This window comes from Pseudoalteromonas sp. GCY, assembly GCF_016695175.1.
Taxonomy (GTDB): Bacteria; Pseudomonadota; Gammaproteobacteria; order Enterobacterales; family Alteromonadaceae; genus Pseudoalteromonas.
Genome location: NZ_CP068023.1, coordinates 1,034,586 through 1,054,079, shown reverse-complemented (window position 1 = coordinate 1,054,079; position 19,494 = coordinate 1,034,586). Strand labels below are relative to the sequence as shown.

At 43.6% G+C, this 19,494-nt stretch carries 19 protein-coding genes; 7 read left to right on the top strand and 12 right to left on the bottom strand.

Going from position 1 to position 19,494, the window contains the following annotated elements:
* Nucleotides 1-6 precede the first annotated feature (6 nt).
* The 3 genes from JJQ94_RS09855 to JJQ94_RS09845 all read right to left on the bottom strand — a co-directional run bounded on the left by JJQ94_RS09855 (nt 7) and on the right by JJQ94_RS09845 (nt 1,162).
* Entirely contained in the window at nt 7-165 is a 159-nt protein-coding gene (locus tag JJQ94_RS09855; RefSeq protein WP_172439955.1) for a hypothetical protein, read from the bottom strand.
* A 111-nt stretch (nt 166-276) separates the two neighbouring features.
* Nucleotides 277-444: a hypothetical protein gene (locus tag JJQ94_RS09850; RefSeq protein ID WP_017217813.1), complete on the bottom strand. Its 168-nt coding sequence runs from the start codon at nt 442-444 to the stop codon at nt 277-279.
* A gap of 244 nt (nt 445-688) precedes the next feature.
* Nucleotides 689-1,162: a VOC family protein gene (locus JJQ94_RS09845; protein ID WP_088531295.1), complete on the bottom strand. Its 474-nt coding sequence runs from the start codon at nt 1,160-1,162 to the stop codon at nt 689-691.
* Nucleotides 1,163-1,358: 196 nt separating this feature from the next.
* On the opposite strand from JJQ94_RS09845, the gene JJQ94_RS09840 reads away from it, so the two are divergent.
* On the top strand, nt 1,359-3,911 hold the full coding sequence (locus JJQ94_RS09840; RefSeq protein ID WP_099030866.1) for an Ig-like domain-containing protein: 2,553 nt from the start codon (nt 1,359-1,361) through the stop codon (nt 3,909-3,911).
* Nucleotides 3,912-4,028: 117 nt separating this feature from the next.
* Here the strand turns inward: JJQ94_RS09840 and JJQ94_RS09835 are convergent, their stop codons facing one another.
* Entirely contained in the window at nt 4,029-4,232 is a 204-nt protein-coding gene (locus tag JJQ94_RS09835; RefSeq protein ID WP_088531297.1) for a hypothetical protein, read from the bottom strand.
* Nucleotides 4,233-4,549: 317 nt separating this feature from the next.
* On the opposite strand from JJQ94_RS09835, the gene JJQ94_RS09830 reads away from it, so the two are divergent.
* Together JJQ94_RS09830 and JJQ94_RS09825 are read left to right on the top strand one after the other, a co-directional pair.
* Nucleotides 4,550-5,899, top strand: a complete 1,350-nt coding sequence (locus JJQ94_RS09830) for an MFS transporter (RefSeq protein ID WP_099030904.1) — start codon at nt 4,550-4,552, stop codon at nt 5,897-5,899.
* Nucleotides 5,900-5,973: 74 nt separating this feature from the next.
* Entirely contained in the window at nt 5,974-6,933 is a 960-nt protein-coding gene (locus tag JJQ94_RS09825; RefSeq protein WP_099030865.1) for a hypothetical protein, read from the top strand.
* A gap of 95 nt (nt 6,934-7,028) precedes the next feature.
* On the opposite strand, the gene JJQ94_RS09820 is transcribed toward JJQ94_RS09825, so the two are convergent.
* Entirely contained in the window at nt 7,029-7,889 is an 861-nt protein-coding gene (locus JJQ94_RS09820) for an AraC family transcriptional regulator (protein WP_236596575.1), read from the bottom strand.
* A gap of 348 nt (nt 7,890-8,237) precedes the next feature.
* Here JJQ94_RS09820 and JJQ94_RS09815 point away from each other — a divergent pair, with 348 nt between their 5' ends.
* Together JJQ94_RS09815 and JJQ94_RS09810 are read left to right on the top strand one after the other, a co-directional pair.
* Nucleotides 8,238-8,465, top strand: coding sequence for a hypothetical protein (locus tag JJQ94_RS09815; RefSeq protein ID WP_141557617.1), 228 nt, complete (start codon nt 8,238-8,240; stop codon nt 8,463-8,465).
* 122 nt (nt 8,466-8,587) lie between these two features.
* Entirely contained in the window at nt 8,588-9,763 is a 1,176-nt protein-coding gene (locus JJQ94_RS09810; RefSeq protein ID WP_099030864.1) for an alpha/beta hydrolase, read from the top strand.
* Here the strand turns inward: JJQ94_RS09810 and JJQ94_RS09805 are convergent.
* Nucleotides 9,755-10,621, bottom strand: a complete 867-nt coding sequence (locus JJQ94_RS09805) for an alpha/beta hydrolase (protein WP_099030863.1) — start codon at nt 10,619-10,621, stop codon at nt 9,755-9,757. The two genes, JJQ94_RS09810 and JJQ94_RS09805, sit on opposite strands and share 9 nt — an antisense overlap.
* 405 nt (nt 10,622-11,026) lie before the next feature.
* Here JJQ94_RS09805 and JJQ94_RS09800 point away from each other — a divergent pair, with 405 nt between their 5' ends.
* Together JJQ94_RS09800 and JJQ94_RS09795 are read left to right on the top strand one after the other, a co-directional pair.
* Nucleotides 11,027-11,767, top strand: coding sequence for a hypothetical protein (locus tag JJQ94_RS09800; RefSeq protein ID WP_099030862.1), 741 nt, complete (start codon nt 11,027-11,029; stop codon nt 11,765-11,767).
* Between the two features lie 195 nt (nt 11,768-11,962).
* Complete coding sequence (locus JJQ94_RS09795; protein ID WP_099030861.1) at nt 11,963-13,738, top strand: sulfatase-like hydrolase/transferase; 1,776 nt, start codon at nt 11,963-11,965, stop codon at nt 13,736-13,738.
* Between the two features lie 50 nt (nt 13,739-13,788).
* Here the strand turns inward: JJQ94_RS09795 and JJQ94_RS09790 are convergent, their stop codons facing one another.
* From JJQ94_RS09790 to JJQ94_RS09765, 6 genes are all read right to left on the bottom strand, one after another.
* Nucleotides 13,789-14,691, bottom strand: a complete 903-nt coding sequence (locus JJQ94_RS09790; protein WP_099030860.1) for a DUF808 domain-containing protein — start codon at nt 14,689-14,691, stop codon at nt 13,789-13,791.
* Nucleotides 14,692-14,762: 71 nt separating this feature from the next.
* A complete protein-coding gene (locus JJQ94_RS09785; RefSeq protein WP_099030859.1) occupies nt 14,763-16,736 on the bottom strand; it encodes a DUF2207 domain-containing protein in 1,974 nt (657 codons plus the stop codon).
* 205 nt (nt 16,737-16,941) lie between these two features.
* Nucleotides 16,942-17,877 carry an endonuclease/exonuclease/phosphatase family protein gene (locus tag JJQ94_RS09780; protein WP_099030858.1) on the bottom strand — a complete coding sequence of 312 codons (936 nt, stop codon included), beginning with the start codon at nt 17,875-17,877 and terminating at the stop codon, nt 16,942-16,944.
* A 12-nt stretch (nt 17,878-17,889) separates the two neighbouring features.
* The gene (locus JJQ94_RS09775) at nt 17,890-18,528 is read right to left on the bottom strand and encodes a DUF1826 domain-containing protein (protein WP_099030857.1); all 639 of its coding nucleotides are present in this window, start codon (nt 18,526-18,528) and stop codon (nt 17,890-17,892) included.
* A 22-nt stretch (nt 18,529-18,550) separates the two neighbouring features.
* Complete coding sequence (locus JJQ94_RS09770) at nt 18,551-18,928, bottom strand: MerC domain-containing protein (protein WP_099030856.1); 378 nt, start codon at nt 18,926-18,928, stop codon at nt 18,551-18,553.
* Between the two features lie 309 nt (nt 18,929-19,237).
* Nucleotides 19,238-19,423 carry a hypothetical protein gene (locus JJQ94_RS09765; protein WP_069020990.1) on the bottom strand — a complete coding sequence of 62 codons (186 nt, stop codon included), beginning with the start codon at nt 19,421-19,423 and terminating at the stop codon, nt 19,238-19,240.
* Nucleotides 19,424-19,494 lie beyond the last annotated feature (71 nt).

The window sequence follows — 19,494 nt, the reverse complement described above, 5'->3', positions numbered from 1 at the left end:
CTAATTTTAACACTCACATTGCCAATACTGATTGCCAGTTTCTGACATCGGAGGACGACAACGAATACCTGTCGCGCCACCAGCGATGTTTGGTGTTTGCTCTTGAGGCAAGCTTTGTTTTTTATCTAATTGTTTTAATGCTGTTTTTTTAAATTTCAATTTCATCTTCTTATCCTTGAGTTAATCTTAATTTATAAATCATGTTGTTTAAGGTTGGTAGTCCAACAAGTAGATTCTCTACCTCATCAGGCTAACCTAAAACACTGCTCGACTATACTAACAACGGCACTGACCGTAATCCGTACCAGTCAACGTTTCCGTTAAACGGCATGGGATTCTAGTATTTGGCTCAGCACCGCCAGCTACTTGAGGCGTTTGCTGTAAAGGTAGGTTTTGGTTTTTATCTAGTTGCTTCAACGCTGATTTTTTTAATTTTAATTTCATTATCATTTCCTTGAAATAGTCGTTTAGTGATAAAAATTTATCACTAATTCTTAAGCTGCCATGAAAAAATAAAAAATTCAACATTATTAACAATAAAATTAACTTTAAAATTCATCCCACCACAAAGATAAGCCTTAACCATATGTTAAATAATGACTTTTAACCAAGGACCCCAAAAAACACACCATCAAAAACAAACAAAAAATTAATAAATCTGCAATCTAATGAGATAAGCTCACCTCAACTAGGCATCTTGTTGCTTATCCATAAAATCAGCCATACGCGCGAGTAACTCGGTTTCTGTGAGATCTTCTTTATGCGTGCCAATCGTCCAGACATGACCAAATGGGTCTCGTAGCGTTCCTGCCCTATCACCATAAAACTGATCACAAACGGGCGTGACTTGCTGTGCCCCCAATTCAATTGCCCCCGCAAATACAGTGTCCACATCGTCAACATACAACATTAAGCTAACGGGCGTGCCACCAAGCTCCTTGGGATCTTTAAAGTGCACATCAGGGCACATATCTGAAAGCATCACATAAGAGTTACCAATCAGCAGCTCCGCATGTGCTATTCCTCCATCTGGCATAGGTAACTGAAGCTTTACGCTGGCACCAAAAGCAGCTCGGTAAAACTCGATGGCTTTTGCTGCACCAGCCACAATAAGATAAGGCGTGAGTGAATGATAACCGGAAGGAATTGAAGAAGTCGCCATTATTGAGTCCTATAGAGTCCGTTAAATTCCCTCTAAACCTAGCCGATTATTTGAAATATGCGAATTAAAATTGCGATGCTCATGTTATTGCAGCGATGAGATTTACTCATAACTCGAGTGTTGATTAACGAATTATTTACCTATATGCTAATTTGGTTTTGTTCATAAAACACACAACAACATGTAAGGGATCAGTATGAAACCAACTTCTATATTACGATTGGCTTGGACGAGCGGTGCTCTCATCCTCGCAGGCCAAGCAAAAGCCTACGACTGTAGTAATTTAACCCTGTGGTCTGAACAACAAGTCTACAGACAAGGGGATATTACACAATCCCAAAACCAAGCATATGAAGCTAAGTGGTACAGTCAAAACGACAATCCAGCTGGCCACTCCGGTCCTTATGATGTCTGGCGGTCACTTGGAGCTTGCGCAACGGGGTCAGGTCAAGCGCCGAGTGTCGTACTCACCAGCCCAAATAATGGCGCTGTGCTGGGCGAAAATGACAGCGCTGTTTTTTCCGCTAATGCCAATGATGTCGATGGTGATCTGGCTTATGTCGAATTCTTAGTAAATGGGCAAGTTATCGCTACGGACACTACCGCGCCATTTCAAACCACTTGGAACGCAGTACTTGGCGAATACAACATCAGTGCAATTGCCACCGATTTACAAGGGCTAACCGGAAGTTCGCAATCAGCACGGATCACAGTAAAACCGGGCGGAGGAAATTTACCACCAAACGTATCCATTGTAGCGCCAGCCAGCGGTCAGCAGTTCTATCAAGGCGATATGGTAGGGATCAGCATCACAGCTGAAGATAGCGACGGTACTATTGCGGGAGTGGAAATTAGCGTGAACAACCAGCTTGTTACGAACCTAACGACCTCTCCTTTTGAGTTCAAATTCCAAGCGGAGCAAGTGGGCGTAAACCAACTAAATGTAAAAGCGATAGACAATCAAGGTTTGGTAAGTGAGGCAAACCTTGCCATCGATGTGCTAACAAAAGTAGGCGGTGGCTGCCAAGGCCTTAGAGCATACAGCGCTGGACAAAATTACCAGGCTGGTGAACTCGTCGCTCATAATAATCATAAATATCGCTGTGATATTGCAGGTTGGTGTAGCTCAAACGCGCAATGGGCATATGAGCCAGGTGCAGGCCAGTATTGGACCGATGCATGGAGCGATTTAGGGATCTGCGCAATCGCGCCAACCGTAACGTTCGAAAGCCCGTCCAATAATGGTACTGTTTTGGTCAATGCGCCCACCACTATCTCTGTCAGTGCTCAAGATACAGACGGCACTATTGCTACGCTGACACTCTATGCCGACAATACACTCCTCGCCACAGCCAATCAAGGAATGCTTAGCCACAGCTGGACACCAACAGCCCTCAATCCTGTAAGCTTAAAAGCCGTTGCCGTCGATAACGAAAGTAATCAAAGCGCGCAAACAATTACAGTGAATGTGACTGATAAACCAATTGCCGTTGATTTACTCGCCCCCACTAGCGGCAGCCAAATTACTTTGGGTAATTCCACTCAATTGATTGCACAAGCATCCTCTTTTGTTGGACAAATCACACAAGTGCAGTTTTATGCTGACGGCGTGTTACTCAATACAGACACAACGCCGCCCTACGAATATAGTTATGCACCGGCCTCAATCGGCACAAAAACACTTTATGCCACGGCCACCAACGACAATAATGATCTAGTGTCCAGTAGCGGCGTGACAGTTCAAGTCATCGACAAGCCCATCGGTAAAAAGCACAAACTGATTGGCTATTGGCATAACTTTGTTAATCCAGCTGGTTGCCCTATTCCACTTGATCAGATGTCTAATGCTTGGGACATCATCGATATTGCCTTTGCTGAAAATGATAGAAACTCGAATGGCACGGTGCACTTCACGCCATTTGAAAAAGACATTCGCTCTAACTGCCCCCCTATCGATCCGGTAAAATTCAAATCCGACATGCAGGCATTACAAGCACAAGGTAAGGTTTTTGTGCTAAGTCTTGGTGGTGCGGAAGGCACAATTACCCTCAATACGGATTCCGATGAAGCGGCATTTGTCAGTAGCCTCACCGATATTATTCAACAATGGGGATTTGATGGGCTCGATATTGATTTAGAGAGTGGTTCGAACCTTGTGCATGGCTCTCAGATCCAAGCTCGGCTGCCTAGAGCATTAAAGCAGATTGAACAAAATATTGGTGGCAATATGGTACTTACCATGGCCCCTGAGCATCCCTATGTGCATGGTGGCATGATTGCCTATTCAGGTATTTGGGGCGCTTATATTCCACTTATAAACGAGCTACGCGATACGTTAGATTTACTTCACGTACAGCTATACAACAATGGCGGTCTACCTAACCCATATGAACCGGGAAGCGCCCCTGAGGGCTCAGTGAACATGATGGTTGCCCATGCAAAAATGTTGATTGAGGGATTTGAGCTTGCTGATGGCACCCGCTTTGCGCCACTTCGGGATGACCAAGTAGCCATCGGTCTACCTTCTGGCCCACAGTCGGCAAATTCAGGTCAAGCGCCTATCGGCAATATCATCAATGCCTTAGATTGTTTAACCAAAGGTACAGGATGTGGCACTATCCAACCCAGTAGGGCTTATCCGAACTTTGGTGGCGTGATGACATGGTCGATTAACTGGGACAAGTACGATGGCTATAACTTCTCTCAACCCATTGGCGATAAATTAACGCAGATGAATCAAGGAAATTAAAGTTACATTGGCCTGAGCTTAGTATTTACGTCAAACGTTATTCTGAGCTCAGGTTGATTAATCAATAAAATACAAATAACAAAGGCAGGTACAGCCCTGCTCCGGCTTACTTGATTGCTAACAATTTTCGGTCGTGTAATTGCCACATCTAGCGCTTGTACAAAGTGCTGTGGTGATTAAATCGCACTCTTTAGTCGTGGTTTCGCAACCAATCGTACCAGGCCTCGTTGTATAACCACCTGCCACATTAGGCGTCGCAGCATAATCAAGTGTTTGGCTGTTTTTAGATAAAGACTTTAATTTTTTAACCGTTAATTTCATTGGTAATCCTTTTTTATTTTATTGATAAATTCAGGAACTAGCTCGTAATAATATAGTCCTGAACTTAAGTTGTATCACCTGAACAAAAAACACTCAACCTAATTAAAGCAACAATTCAATGATTAGGGCCTGTTGATCTTTGTATTTTTGCCAGAACCACATTGAATAACCCTATAACTTAGGCTATGTAGCAATCAGCCAACGACACAAGCTAACAAGGCAGATAAACAGTCAACAGCTTTTTGCTTGGAAATAAACTATTTCTCCCCTACTATTAGAGCGTTACACGCAAATTCATAATGAATCCCAAGGTCGATATGAAATCTTTTCCATCGCTTTATTTAACAAATCTATTCTTAGTCGGTGGGACAGGCCTGCTGACCACTTACTTAGCGCTTTATTTAGGCCAGCACGGCGTCAGTACGTTTTGGATTGGCTTGCTTACCTCGTTTTATTACTTGGGTTTGTTGCTCGGTGCCAAATTAGGCTACCACCTGATCAAGTCAGTTGGGCATATTCGCGCGTTTGCGGCGAGCACAGCGGCAGTGACGGCCTGCGTAGCAATACATGGGGTGAGTGACAATATCTATCTTTGGCTTGGACTACGACTTGTGGTAGGTCTTGGCATGATGTGTAACTTTATGGTGCTCGAAAGCTGGCTGAATGAACAAGCGGCACCTGAGCAGCGAGGGCGGGTATTTTCTTTTTACATGCTCACCTCCTACCTCGGTATGGTAACTGGGCAATTTGCGCTTTCAAACTTTCCAGAGCTTGGCTATGCGCCGCTGTTTTTAATTGTTGTTGCCTTATCCTTTGGAATTATCCCTATTTCAACGACGAGGCGGATCCACCCTAAGCCACTTAAGCCTATTCAAGTCAGTCTGTTTACCTACTTCAAAAAAGTGCCTCAATCTCTCACCGCAGTCTGTTTTGCCGGAGTGATTAATGGTAGTTTTTATGGCCTTGCCCCGACTTTTGCCAGCCAATCAGGATTTAATGCCGAAGAAATTGCCATGTATATGTCGGTAACGATTTTTGCAGGTTTGCTTGCACAGTGGCCAATGGGCATTATCTCTGACCGAGTTCGCAGAAGTATCTTACTGCGCAGTAATGCCGTTTTTATCGGTTTGATTTCTCTTTGTATATTTTTACTTCCATTGAGTCCAAGCTACAGTCTTTGGCTAACTTTTGGCTTTGGGTTATTTGCATTTACCATGTATCCACTTTCTTCGGCACTAGCAAACTCCCGCGTTGATGATGAAGACCGTGTTGGCGTTTCTTCTGCACTGCTGGTGGCGTTTGGCGGAGGGGCCTGTGTTGGCTCGGCCGCTATTGCACAGATCATGTCCCATTTTGGTCATCAAGCCCTATACGCTTCGTTAAGCGCACTAACCGTTGTCATGTTCTTACTCCTCCACTTTATAAACGCTAGACAAAAGGCCGAGCAGCCAGAACCTAGCGACTATGTTGCTGCGACCTCTGATATTACCAGCTCACCGCTCGCTGCCACCATGGACCCGCGTATCGAGGAAAAAACAGCACACGAGCAACTACTTGTCGTTGACGAAGACGCCCCCCGCGGTAACGACGATGAACTCGACGACAATGAGCAAGATAGTGAGCCAACCGAGGAACTGGTCGAAACGACTAACAAACCTCAGCCATAGTCTGACTGATAAACGCTCGTAACCAAAGATTGCTTAATCAAGGTGTTATCAGCTATGTTTATAGGATGTAGCTGATGATTGATGAGTATTGTGATTTGCAAAACACATGGATTGCCTTTTGTGGCGTTATGCTGCTCACGGCTTGTACCATAGCCAATAGCTGTGAGCTTGCTATGCTTGATGGTAGTGTCGTGCTCAATTCCTCAAAGATACAGCCTAAATGTCGTTTTAAACAAGATCAAACCGGCCAATTGTCTGCTGCGGCTAAGTTCACCTCCGTGCTAACTCATCAAACGCCAAACTCTAAAATAAAGCGGCTATCGCAGGAGCAAGCTCAGCAATCATGTAACATCGACGCTACACAAGGCAGTTTGACTTGTACATTTAATGGCAAAAGCGACCACTTCACGCTGACTAACACCATTAAACAGGGGAAAATCGCATCAACAAACTGGCAAGATGATGAATATGTTTACCTTGGCTGGATGACCAACACTGAGGTATTAATGGGCTATATTGCGTTTGGCGCGCTTAACAAGCACAGCGCTCCCTTTTTCATTCCCGCCTCCCAGTTTTGCCAATATGGTCTAAGCTCGCATATTATCGACCTTGGTAAGGGCGACTTATTGTGCCAAAACCACGAGGGGCTTTGGTCTCATAGCCGTTTACTCCCCCTACCACAGCCCTGCCAACAACCACAACAAATGATCCAAGATAAAAGTGGGATTTGGGCGCTGGAGTTTATCGAAAGTAGCTATCAATGGCGGATCTGCAGATACAAAGATAACGCAGGTAGCCTATTAGCCGCATACGAATACAGCATAGATTTAAAGGCAACGCTGGCTCGGTATGACTTACAGCCCAGTGATTACACCCAACTAACTTTTTTATCCAATAGCGATACTAACGCTATCGCGAATGCGGTGGAAATAGATAACGTCTTTCCGGTCAGTGATATTACGCCAGAGCTTGACCCACAGACGATAGAGCTGCCTATTCAGCAGCTACAATACAAACTGACTAAGCTAGATTAATCGCCACTTACTCTTGTGCTTCACGTAGCACTTGCGTTTGGCTATTTTGCTTTCTAAATTGATTTGGCGTGGTTCCCGTGGCGATTTTAAATGCTCTAGTAAATGGCCCAACCGACGCGAAACCACTTTCCAGTCCAACGAACTGGCCAATGCTGTTTAGCGGGGTCCTGCAATAGCGCTTTGGCATGCTCAACCCTCAACTCATTGACCAATTGGCTGAAATTTCGCGCTTGCAGGTTTTGTCGTATCACCCGGCTTATCTTGTATTCAGGTTCATTGAATTGCTGAGCCAAGTCAGCAACTTTTAACCCTTCTTTGAGGAAGCCTTTTTGAACGATCAGAAAGTGTTCCACTTGTTGCTGGAGCGCAATATCATCCTCGGTTTGTGTTGATTCATTTGATTCAACGCACCTAACGGATGTAATTGTACGTTGAGATGAAAATCGCCAATACAGTAACACTTGTGCCGTCAATATGATGAGGATGGCTGCACTTGTCACTGCCCATTCTTGAACCTCACGATTATCGGCAAAACGATTTTCGACTAATTTGGTGCCTGCGACGCAAATAAAATAAGCGGATAAGAATAGCACCCTTTGTGCTTTTTCTTGCCCTTGAGACTGCGAAAACCCTCGGCACCCTTCCCAAAATGCCAGCATAAGTGCACTAGATGACAACAATAAGGTAAGCTCATACGCCGCAATGTTAAGCCACTCAACAAATCCGCTGGAAGTCATGTGTAATTGGCTGTCGATAAACAAATAACCTTGTCGCCACACGACCAAAGCAGCAATGGCGATTGCAAAGACAATATGTCTTTTTAACACGGCATGTTTTTCTCTAAATAGTGCCCGTGCAAGCAACCAAAACCCATTACAGGTCACACAAGCGCCCATGCCAATTAAATACTGATATCCATTCAAGGAGTCCTGAGTCAGCTTTTTGGTCGTAGCCAAAGCAATTGAGCCACACTAAAGCAAAGAGTAAATGTGCTGCTTTTTTCTCTTTTACAAAGAACTGAGCAACAACCAAAGTGCAACATAGGCTAAGCAAAAGTAGGTAATAGTTTTCAATAGTCATGGTGATTGAAGGAATATTGATAGACACAGAAACTCTAACAGCCACACCAAAAGCATTCTAATTAACTTTGTAAATAACCATTACATCAGGTTAAGTAAACTTAACACCATCATTTTTAAAATTCGGCCTACTTTCTTTGCTTTGATTTTCAAAATCAAAGCGACGAGATTGCAAAACCTTGTCATTTTATATACCAATTTTATTGATTTATAAGGCTAAGTATTTTGTCTTCACTCAATCTAACCAATTCAACAGGGGAGTTTTTTAGTCCCTTTAGTGTATTGAATGGTGCCGTAAAGAGCTGGGTATGTGTCGCCCTGCTCGGACAATGGATGTTTGCTGTTTATATCTTAGGCCTATATGCCATCCCGCTTATCGTGGGACTCACAGAGCAAAGTGCAGCCGCTGTCATGATGTGGTGGCCACGCATTTCAGCCGTCTTTTTTAGTTAAATTACAGTTTAATCAGTTAGGAGACAAAACAAATAATTCCTAGGCGCTGCTATATAACTCGTTCCTTGTCGTTTTGACTCGTGTTAAATTAGCGATGATTTTTAAGCAAGGAACGAGCGGTTATGCAAACTAGGTTAGTTACTCACATTGTTATCGTGGCTATTTTTACATTGCTGTCAATTGGTAGCGCTGTTGCTAATAAATCAGTAGATTCGAACTCGACACTGCAGCTTTCATCCGCTTATTTTTCGCAAAAAAGAACGGTTCATATCGTCCTGCCACCAAGCTATGAGCAAGGCAATACAAGCTATCCAGTGTTATATCTGACTGATGGTCAGATCAATCTTGAACATACCGCTTCAGCGGCTCGCTTCTTGGCACAACAACATAAAATACCGGAACTTATCATTGTTGCCATCGAAACCAACGAACACCGCACTCGAGATCTTACCCCGCCTTATCGCAAAGGCAGCCTTGCGGTACTGGGACATTTTGCAGGTCCAACACGGCAGCAAAATCCGGGCGGTGCAGAAATGCTACTGCAATTTATCGACAAAGAACTCATCCCTTACGTAGACAAGCATTATCGCACATCAGGCTATCGCGCGTTAGCAGGACACTCATTTGGCGGGCTGTTTGCAACCTATGCGCTACTTGAAAAACCCGATTTATTTAATGGTGTGATGTTGGCAAGTCCAAGCCTTTGGTGGGATAAAGAGCGATTATTAAATGACTTACTGGCAAAAGCGTTAATCAACAAGTGTATCTACATCAGCATGGCAGACGAAAGCGCAATCATAACGCAGCCATTTCAACGTCTTAATGATGCTTGGCGAAAGCCAAATGGAATTGACTTCAAAGCACAGCACTTTAGCGGCGAAACCCATATGAGCGTCGTTTACCCGAGCTATTATCATGGTTTGCAGCACCTCTTTAACCATTATCAGCCATCCTTGAAGGTAGCGGCCGCCGGTGTCACTCAGCTGGAAAATCATGTCGCCATCGCTAAGTCACTATATGGACTCAAGGCTTACCCCTACGACGCACTGACTTCGCTCGGGTATGGCGCCCTATTCGAACGTAACTTCACTGCGGCCATCAACCTGTTCAGCTTTGTGAGCCAGCACAACTCAGCGTCTCTCAATGCACTGCAGCAATTGGCCACGGCTTATCAGCAAAAAGGAGATAAGCCATCGCTATTAAAGACCTACCAAGCCATGCTTAAGCTTGAAGGGCTAAGTGAAAGCGAACAAAAACATTTGCTTTCTGAAATCAAAGCATTGCAACACTTACATTAACTGATTTTTTCTAAAGTGATGATATTCACTCAACGCAAGTGGCACGGAAACCACTGGATTTTGTGAATGCCCCGCGCCCTCGCTAATGCTGTGTCCCCAACGCACATTGGCAGGCGCATGCTGTTCAAGTGCATCTAATAAACCGCGAAATGACCCCGTAATGATGTCATTCTCAGCACCGCCGATGGAGAGGTAAATATACTTAGGTTTGCCTTGAATATTGGCTAGGCTTTTTGCGAATTCTTTTACGACGACCGAGTCGTCATACCACGCAGCAGGACTGAAAGCAAAGTAGCCATCAAAAAGCGCAGGTTTAGTCACCATGGTATAAAGTACAAAACTTCCACCAGCAGAGAACCCGCTTAATACACGGTTGTCGTTAATTGAGTAGTTAGCTTCTAAATAGGGTAACAGCTCGCTTTCAACAAATTGCAAAAAACGATCTGCACGACCAAAAATGGCAGGGTCATTGTCACTCTCTGGACGAGCCTCAATCGCAACATCTTGCCGAGCATAAGGTGGTACTAAGTCGCGATTGCGGGTCTCTGTCCAAAATTGATTGGGAATAGACACTAAAATGGCATCTTCTACCCTACCTTGTTCGGCAAGGCTACTTAGTACCTCATCCCACCGCGCGAGATTAAAGTTGCCATCGGTGCGAATAATGAGTGGATAACTATGTGCCTTGTCATATCCTTTCGGGAGGCGAATAAAGACCTTTCGATCTTCATTAAGCACTTGTGAAGGCAACACTACATCAACATAATCTGAAGTGTAATGAGACTGATACTGGGTAAGCTTCCAACCAGCAGCTACGCTGGCAATTAAACCTAAGAGAGAAAATAGATATCGCTTCATAAAACTTCCTGTCATTGTTTTTATTATTTCGTACTTTTGAATACTGTTTACTTCATCCTACTGTATATTTTTTAGAAACTAAATCGCAACCGCTATTATATCAGGCAGCTAAACATAACATCCTGAAAGCACTAAAATTTACGTCAAAAATCAATGTAACATTATGTTTTAAAAATAAATTATCGCTGTAATGTGGTGTAATGGATAAAATCAGAATCTACCCTACCCTTACGCTGCGCAACAAATTTGCAACCAATTGGTTCATTTTTTTTACTTGCGCAAATCATGTATCTGCATCAGCAGTACAGCCAGATACTTCTTACACCATTTGAACAATATCTTGTCGCTGCCGTGAGATTTTCCGATTAGATAATGCAAATGGTATCTTTTGACATGGAGTTCACGATGATGAAAATCTTAGTATCTGCCATTGTATTGGCAACCACAATGTCGAGTTTCAATTCGCTCGCTGCGCCTGAATCTTATGGCGTGCTTTTTTTAGACCGCAGTAGTTCAATGAACACGTTGCGCCCAGATGGACAAAGCCGATGTTCATTCTCAAAGCAACAGGCAGTGCAAAAAGTATCAAAGTTCTTTTTAGATGCCACAATTAATGGCCAACAGTTAAATGTGAAAACGTTTGCTAGTGGCGGTCAAATTCAATCTCTAACTAACGGGTTTGTCGGTTTCAATGCGGCAATGATGGCACTCTATCAACTAGATCCAGAAGGGTGCTCGGGGCTAACCGCACTTGCACAAGCTATGTGTGATGGCGCTGATGAGTTAAGAGCAAATTACTCAACGGAAGCCGCTAATGGCGCACTGCTAAGAGTGTATGGTTCTACTGATGGCGGCGAAAATGACAGTCCAGTCTCTAGCTGTGGCGGCTCAAATTGGCAAACGAGCGTAAACTCTAAATACCTGTTTGAGCTACCACCAGTGCAATTCAATGCCACAATCTATACAGGCACAGTGCAAAATATTCTGGCTAATAAAGATAAGATGTATGTATTAGATGTTTCATCTGCATCTCAGTCGGTATCTAGTACCCCTACATTTCAGTTTCTTAAACAGCTGAGTATTGACACTGGCGGTACTTACGAGGAGATCAGCGACTCAGATGGCGGCGACCCAGGCGACTGGTAACTCACCAAATACCAAAACATATATAAAGGCCGATAAGGCCTTTTTTCTATTCGTGGTTGAGAAAATACAGAACGTTGTTTTTACACATTATTTAAAACAAAAAAACAATTAAATTACACAAAGCGCAAATACCTAAGGATCTTCAACTACACTCTCCGTGGGCATTTGGCCTGTGCAAGTTAAAAGGAGATTGTAATGAAGATTAATGGCAAACAACCGAATTTTCTAATCATCACCACCGATGAAGAGCGTTTCCCTCCGCCCTACGAAAATTCACAAGCAAAAGAATATCGACTCAAGCACAGTGCGTGTATGGCAGAAATGCGCCGTTGTGGCATGGAATTTATGAATCATAACGCAGCAGCAACGGCATGCGCACCGAGTAGAACATCCATTTACACGGGACAATATCCATCACTACACGGCGTGAGCCAAACACCTGGAATTGGCAAGTCGTCATTTGATCAAAACATGTTCTGGCTGGCTCCCAACACGGTGCCAACCATGGGCTCTTGGTTTCGCGAAGCGGGTTATCAAACCTACTATCGTGGTAAGTGGCACCTCTCCGATGAGGATATTATCGTACCGGGGAGTCAGCAAGCGCTGTATAGTAACTCTGAAACCGGAGAGCCTTACCCAGCAAAACAAGCTCTCTATGAGCGCTCAGAGCGTCTAGATAAGTTTGGCTTTAGTCAATGGATAGGTCCTGAACCTCATGGCGCTGCAGAGAACAATTCAGGTACATCTCGAGATCCGGGATTTGCCAATCAAGTTTGTGAAACCCTTAAACAACTTGAAGAAAAGGCACAAAACGGCGACCAAACGCCATTTTTACTGGTTTCTTCATTCGTAAACCCTCATGACATTGTATTAATGGGACAAAAAGATTGGTTTTCCAACTTTTACGCCGAAAAAGAAGCCGGTAACCTTCCAAGTGTTGCGCCAGCCCCAAGCCAAACTGAAAGCTTAATGGACAAGCCTAGATGCCAAAAAGACTATCAGCTTATGTACCCGCATATGTATCTACCACAGCCACCAGATGAAACCTATCGACAGTTTTATTACTACCTTATCGCAGAAGTAAACAAGCATATAGAACAGGTATTTAACGCATTAAAGCAGTCATCTTTTTATGAAAATACTATCGTTGTTTTTACCTCAGATCATGGTGAGCTACTTGGTGCTCACGGCGGTCTACATCAAAAGTGGTACACCGCGTATCAAGAAGTATTAAACGTGCCGTTTATTATTTCTAATCCTGTGCTTTTCAACCAACCTAAGCAGCTTGATATCACCACATCACACATCGACTTACTGCCTACCCTGCTTGGTCTAGCGGATATAGATATTGAGCAAACTCGTACTCAGCTTGCTAAAGATCACAGTGAAGCACAGCCACTCGTTGGCAGAAACCTGGCCAACGTCATTTTAGGTGAAACGTCGCCCAAAGAAGAAGCCATTTACTTTATGACCGATGACAACATCGAGGTTGGCAGTGATATGACGAACATGCTTACCGGTAAAGCTTACAATAGTATTATCCAACCGAATCATATCGAAGCCGTGGTAACGCAACTACCGGATATCAGCGGTGACACGAAATGGAAGTTTGTGCGTTATTTTGATAACGCTCGATTCTATGAGCAAGACCCGAACTTAGTTGATCTTGGTGGTAACGATGAGCCTACCACGCAATCGTCTGTGAGTAATGTCGTTGGCGTCGGCAACCCAGACGGAATAACAACCACTCAGTTCATTCCCTGTGAATACGAGTGTTATAACTTGAGTGAAGATCCGACGGAAGAGAACAACCTGTTAAGCCCGTTTTGCGAAACGCCATTGGATGCGCGGATTTTAAAAGCGCTGCAATTTACGCTACGAGAGCAGCGTAAAGCAAAACGTTTATTACCACAAAGCCTCAATGAAGCACCGCAAAAGCCAGTCAACCAGCAAGTGCCGATTAGAAGGTAATCGAAAAGCTCTGCAAGTAGCCCTGAAATATACGGGCTACTTGCGATTATCTATACTTTTTTAAACACTGCCAACAACTGACTTAGCACCGCCGCAATAATGACACCAATCACCGCACCCAATCCGAGCTTGGCGATAATACTCAAAAGCCAGCTCATTGCAGGGATCAGCTTTTCAATAGCGTGAACAATTTCTTCGAGTAAGTGGAACTGGTGAGCCAAAATATCAACGCCAACTAAAAGCATTGCCAGCACACCGGCGACCGACAAAAACTCCATCAGACCGTTGGCAAAATAAAGCAACCCCTTACCCACCTTACGTTTTATCGCCGCAAGTGTAGTCTTACTTGCGTCCTTAATCATGGCTAAACCAATATCATCAAGCTTAACAATCAGGGCCACAATTCCGTAAACCCCGATTGTCAGCGCAAGTCCAATTAACGAAAGGACTATTGCTTGCTTTTCAAAAGGCTGATCAGCAATCGCCCCCAGCGCAATAATGATAATTTCCGCCGACAGAACAAAGTCGGTAACAATAGCGCCCTTGATTTTGTCTTTTTCAAACTCGACTAGGTCAACACTCTCATCCTCAAGCGCTTTGACAAACTCATCGGTTTCTTGCTGTTGCTCCTGCCGATGAAAAATGGCGTGGAGAATTTTTTCACCACCCTCAAACAGCAAGTACAGCGCCCCTAAAATTAGCATAATGGGGATCATAAACGGCGCAAAGTAACTGCAAGCCAAGGCAACGGGAACTAAAATAAACTTGTTCAGCAAGGAGCCTTTAAACACCTTCCATACCACTGCAAGCTCCCGATCTGGTTTGATCCCGCCCGATAGTTGCTCTGCGTTGACGGCAAGGTCGTCTCCTAACACCGGAGCGGTTTTCGTTGCGGCTAATTTTGTTAGCGCAGCGACATCATCAAGCAAGGCAAGTAAGTTTGCGGATGGCATAGCACACTCCTTTCGTTTAAGTTATTCATCAGGTGCGGTTGTCAAATAACTGCTTATGTTAGCAACAGGCCCTAATACACAATATTTTTATCATAGGCCACACATGATATTGCAGGCATGACCGCTTCAAGACAACTTAAATGTTGTTTTAATTCTCTCGGCTCGGTAATTTTTTTATACCGGATCCAAGGGATCAAAGGCGTAGTGTCGTCCTGCTCTGCCGTTAGATAAGCCTCATACCCTTTTATCCATTCATTCAACAAACCAAATGCATACGCATAAGGTAACAATGCTTCGTACTCCGCTTTTTCGACTCCTTCAGCGAAGCAGTGCTGACTCTTAAGTTTAATGTATTGATAAAATTGCTGAGACTGCAACACCCAAGCTTTAAATTGCTTGGAAGGCCCGATAAACGAAAAGAAGGCCGCAATAAAACCAAGATAAAAGAAGTGAAAAACCACACTGGTGCCATTCACCAGCTCATCACCACCATCAACACACATCCATAATAAAAATAAATACGTAGGAATATAAATTAACGCGCGTACAAGCCACATTTGTCGGCTCTTTTTATCTTCGCTGCGATGTTCTATGAACATCTCTACAATAACCACCGCAATTAACAACATTGAAGTGCATAATAAGACCACAATTAAACTGCCCACAAACACTTGCCAACCATCGCCAGCCCCCAGTCCAATCACAGCAAAAGAAGCAGTTAGCCAAAGTAGAATAGGCACAATAAAAGCAGGAAAGTTTACATTATGCTGAGCTTTCCCCACTTCGGCACTATTTACATAATGGCATATCATTTCTGTGAACGACGTTCTCCCCTCGTTTCCTTTATCGATAACAAAGCGGTTTTTTATCACTCGTTTTCGCTTGCGTTTTCCACTCGAGTTTTGAACGTCTTGCTGTTGATAAAAATAACGTTGCAATTTACCGCTTAACCCTGCCGCTTCTGGTTGGCTTGGCGCTTCAGGATTTAACTGAATTTGATGCAGCTTTTTTGGGTCAACATTACTAAACTCATCATTATTTTTACCTCGCTCGCTAATCGTTAACTGTTTCACCACAGCAAGCTTTAACACCTCAGCTAACGCGTCTCTTGCTGTCAGCATGCGTTCAATATTTGCAGCAACCAGTTCTCTCACCAAGCAAATCGGTAAGTCTGGTGGTTGAGTTGAACAAGGAAGTGCATCGGCAAGTTTTGGCAACGCATGGAGGCGTTTACGCGTTTGCCACACAGCCAATGCAAATAATATTAAAAACGGCAAAGCAATAAATAACACTCTAAACGGATACCATACTTTGCGGTAAAGATAATTATCCTTAAATACACCTTTTTCAAACGCGAGGGCGATTTCTCCCCGTGCTTTATCTGTTATCTCATATTGGCTCTCAAATAGGAGTTGATTACGTCCGTCAATCATTCCATCGCTTATCACAAACGCATCATTTTTTAGGTGATCGACAAACAATTGGTGTTCCTTGAGCGTCGCGGTTTGAGGATAGAGAATGGAGACGGTAAGCTTTTTTATTTTCAGATTAACATTCGGAAAGAGTGCATAAGTCAATTCATCCAATGCCGGATAAAATCGCATACGGTTTTTTGATTGATATCGCACTTCAAATTGCTGAGCTTGTCCTTGCTTTGGGAGCTGCTCTTTGCTTATTACAAGCGTGACTGCACTTCTATCGTAGTTATACTTCAGTGCATAACGCACTTCTTGCTCGTCGATTTTTACTGAGTCAATGCTGATATCGCTCAGATAGTGTGTACCATCTGGATACCTCACATCCAGCTCAATTGTTTGCGCGAGCCCCTGCCAATCGAAGTTTCCCCCTTGCAATATGCCTTGCTGAGTAACTTGAAGTGCACCAGATCTATTAATATCGAGATTAACTTGTAGCTGAGAGAAGTGAGGATCCGCTACCGACGCATCTTTAAATCTTAAATAAGCCAGAGAAGGCGCGCTCACAACCAATAAAATGATTGCCAGCAATACACCATAAAGCGTGGTAAACCAAAAGCGTTTAGTCATTGTTCAAATCCTTTGAATGCAAAGCGCTAAGTCTATGTAACTCAGCTCAATTTGCGCAGCAGACTAAAGCAAATAAGGTCTAATTTCAACACTAAAGTTACCGTTAAAGACGCCGCTTTTGGCGATTAGACCTTGATAATATTTGCACGTCAGCGGTTTACTTTTTGGCTATATGCGCTCCCTTTTGGTGCAACGAACAACCGTCTTAACGCATGCTAATTGACACCGAAATAGCGCAGTGATCGCTGAGCATTTTCTCTTCAGACATATCCGCAAAAAAGTGTACGCTGGGGTCGAATTTCACCGTGTTTGCAAGTTTGTTGCTCAGCAATATATGGTCAATCGGCACAGGATAACGTGGGTGACAACCTGTCAGCGTTTTAGTTGCGTTTACCAAAGGTGCGGAAGCATTATTTTGGTGCTTGGTTAACTGCTGCCAAAATTGATTGTCGCCATGACTTAAACGATGATTGAAGTCGCCCAACACAATGGTGTTGCTATTTGCGTGTTTCTCCAACCAAGACTTAAGTACTGGTAATTGCTCTGCCAGCAGTCGACAAGCTTTTTTATCCGAAGTCGAGTAGTTATCAACAAAACAGCCGCTTTTAAGATGGACATTAAGCACTGAAAGCTCACCAAACTGAGTATCTAAGGTTATAACTAGACCATGTCTTAGCCCTTCAACATCCACGCTAAGTTCGCTCACGTTATCCACTTTGCTTGGGACAAGGTTATTTCTAATCGCAAACGCGGTTTTCTGCTGTGTAGAGACGTTGTCACTTCCTCTACAGTCGTACGTCGCGCTATTAGCTCGACTTGAAATCAGTAATTGCCATTCACTACTTGGAAAGACCTGCTCTAATGCCTTAACCGATGCGACTTCCTGCAGCGCAATAACGTCTGCATTAAGCCCTTTTGCATAATCGCGCAGTGCGCTTATCTCCTGCTCGTCACGAGGCCTACATCCTGCGCTCGATGGATATGCTAAATGCTCCATGTTCCAAGTCGCGATTTTAAGCGATACGGCCGTTGCTTGGCCGCTTACCGCGGAGGTACCGATATTTGAAGGCTCCGATTGGCATCCCAACAGCGAGAGACTAAAAATAGCGCTAAATACAAATGCAGTTAATTTTGTTGTCATAATGAATCCAATCTACGCGATAAAATCTAACGTCAGTAGCAATCGTTTTTCTCCTATTACTACCGCTGGTGAGCGATGTACTAAGCCACGGCCTTCATTACCGTCCCAACGCTCACCTTTTAATAATGCCACATCCCCACAGGCAAGCTGTATTGCGTCTGCTTCCGGGGCAACAGTCAGTTTGTTGCCATCCCTTGATACATGCTGGTTTCTAAGCCACTCACTGCCAGCGCCTGCTAGCGTAGTCACCAGTCGTACTGGCACTTTATCAACATGAAATTTCGGGCACATTGCAGTCTTGAGCATTTTTAACCGTAAACCAACGACGCGAAGTTCAAATAAGCAGCTAAACATATCTACTATTTCAATAATATGCGCCACCATCGTATCGCTAAAATTCAACCGCTTTAACGGCTCACTAACTTCGCAAGTGATATTGCTAGTCGCAATTTGTAGCGCTAATTCTATCTCTTTTTCTGTTTCTAAGTAGCGACCAAACTCTGCTTTCAAAGCAGGTGATAATGCATGTTGCCAAATCACAATATTGGTGTCGGGCTCATAAATCTTGGTTAACACGGTAGCGTGTTCTGACTGCTGATGATGCACTGAGTCCGCCTCAAGCAACGGCTCTATAGGCATAAGGCTATTCATAGTAACTCCAAATAGGGTTTATTTAGTGAAAATTGCGACGCAGCGCATAGTTTCGAAGATGAGCGTAAGAGATGAGCATAGCGCCAAGCACTGTGAACAAGGTTTCTCCGCGTTGTTCACCTAAAATAGTTGCTAGCACCAAGAGTGTGCAGCCCACTAACCCCAAACCCACCACAAGACCTGACTTATGCCGCAAATAGCCAAATCCAATGGCCAATACGCTAATGGGTAGCACGGCTATTAGTAACCATTCGTGAAAGGCTTCATCAGAGAGCGCTAATAAACCCGCAAAGGGAGGAAGTACAAATAATAAAAAAGGTAATATTAAACAATGGACTAAGCACAGCATAGATAACCCAATTGCTGCCTTGTCTCCAAACGACTGTACTTTTGCGTTCACGCTTTCTCCTTCGTCATGGATGCACCTAACTGATACAATATAACATACCAATCAAAAAAGAGTAAAACGTTAAAGTCGTACTACAACAAGAGTGTTCGATACAAAGCCCTAAATACAAAAGTAGCGTGTATTTAAAGCATCTAGAGAGTCAATCTCTGCTTGTTGTGATTTTTACAATGTTGTAGCAGATAAACGCAAAAGCACTTTGGAAGGTATTTGATAAAATAGGAATTCACAGAATTACAATTCACAGGTTTGAGATCCAGAACAAACCTGTGAATTGATGAGTAGGCGCTGACTATAGAGAGGTTACGCGTTACACCCCATCGTTTCACACTCCGGATACGCAGATGGACAATGCGTTGTTCCACAAAAATAAAAGTCTGTATAACCTCGATTATAACCACCAGCAATTTGCGCTGTGGCATTTTTAACAACTTGGCTATTGTCTTTATTGAGTACTTTCATGTTCCTTTTCTTAAGGCTCAGTTTCATTTTATTTCCTTAATGATCATTGTTTAAAGTTTCCAAATTGGAAACTAGCTAATGACTATACTGGCAGCAGA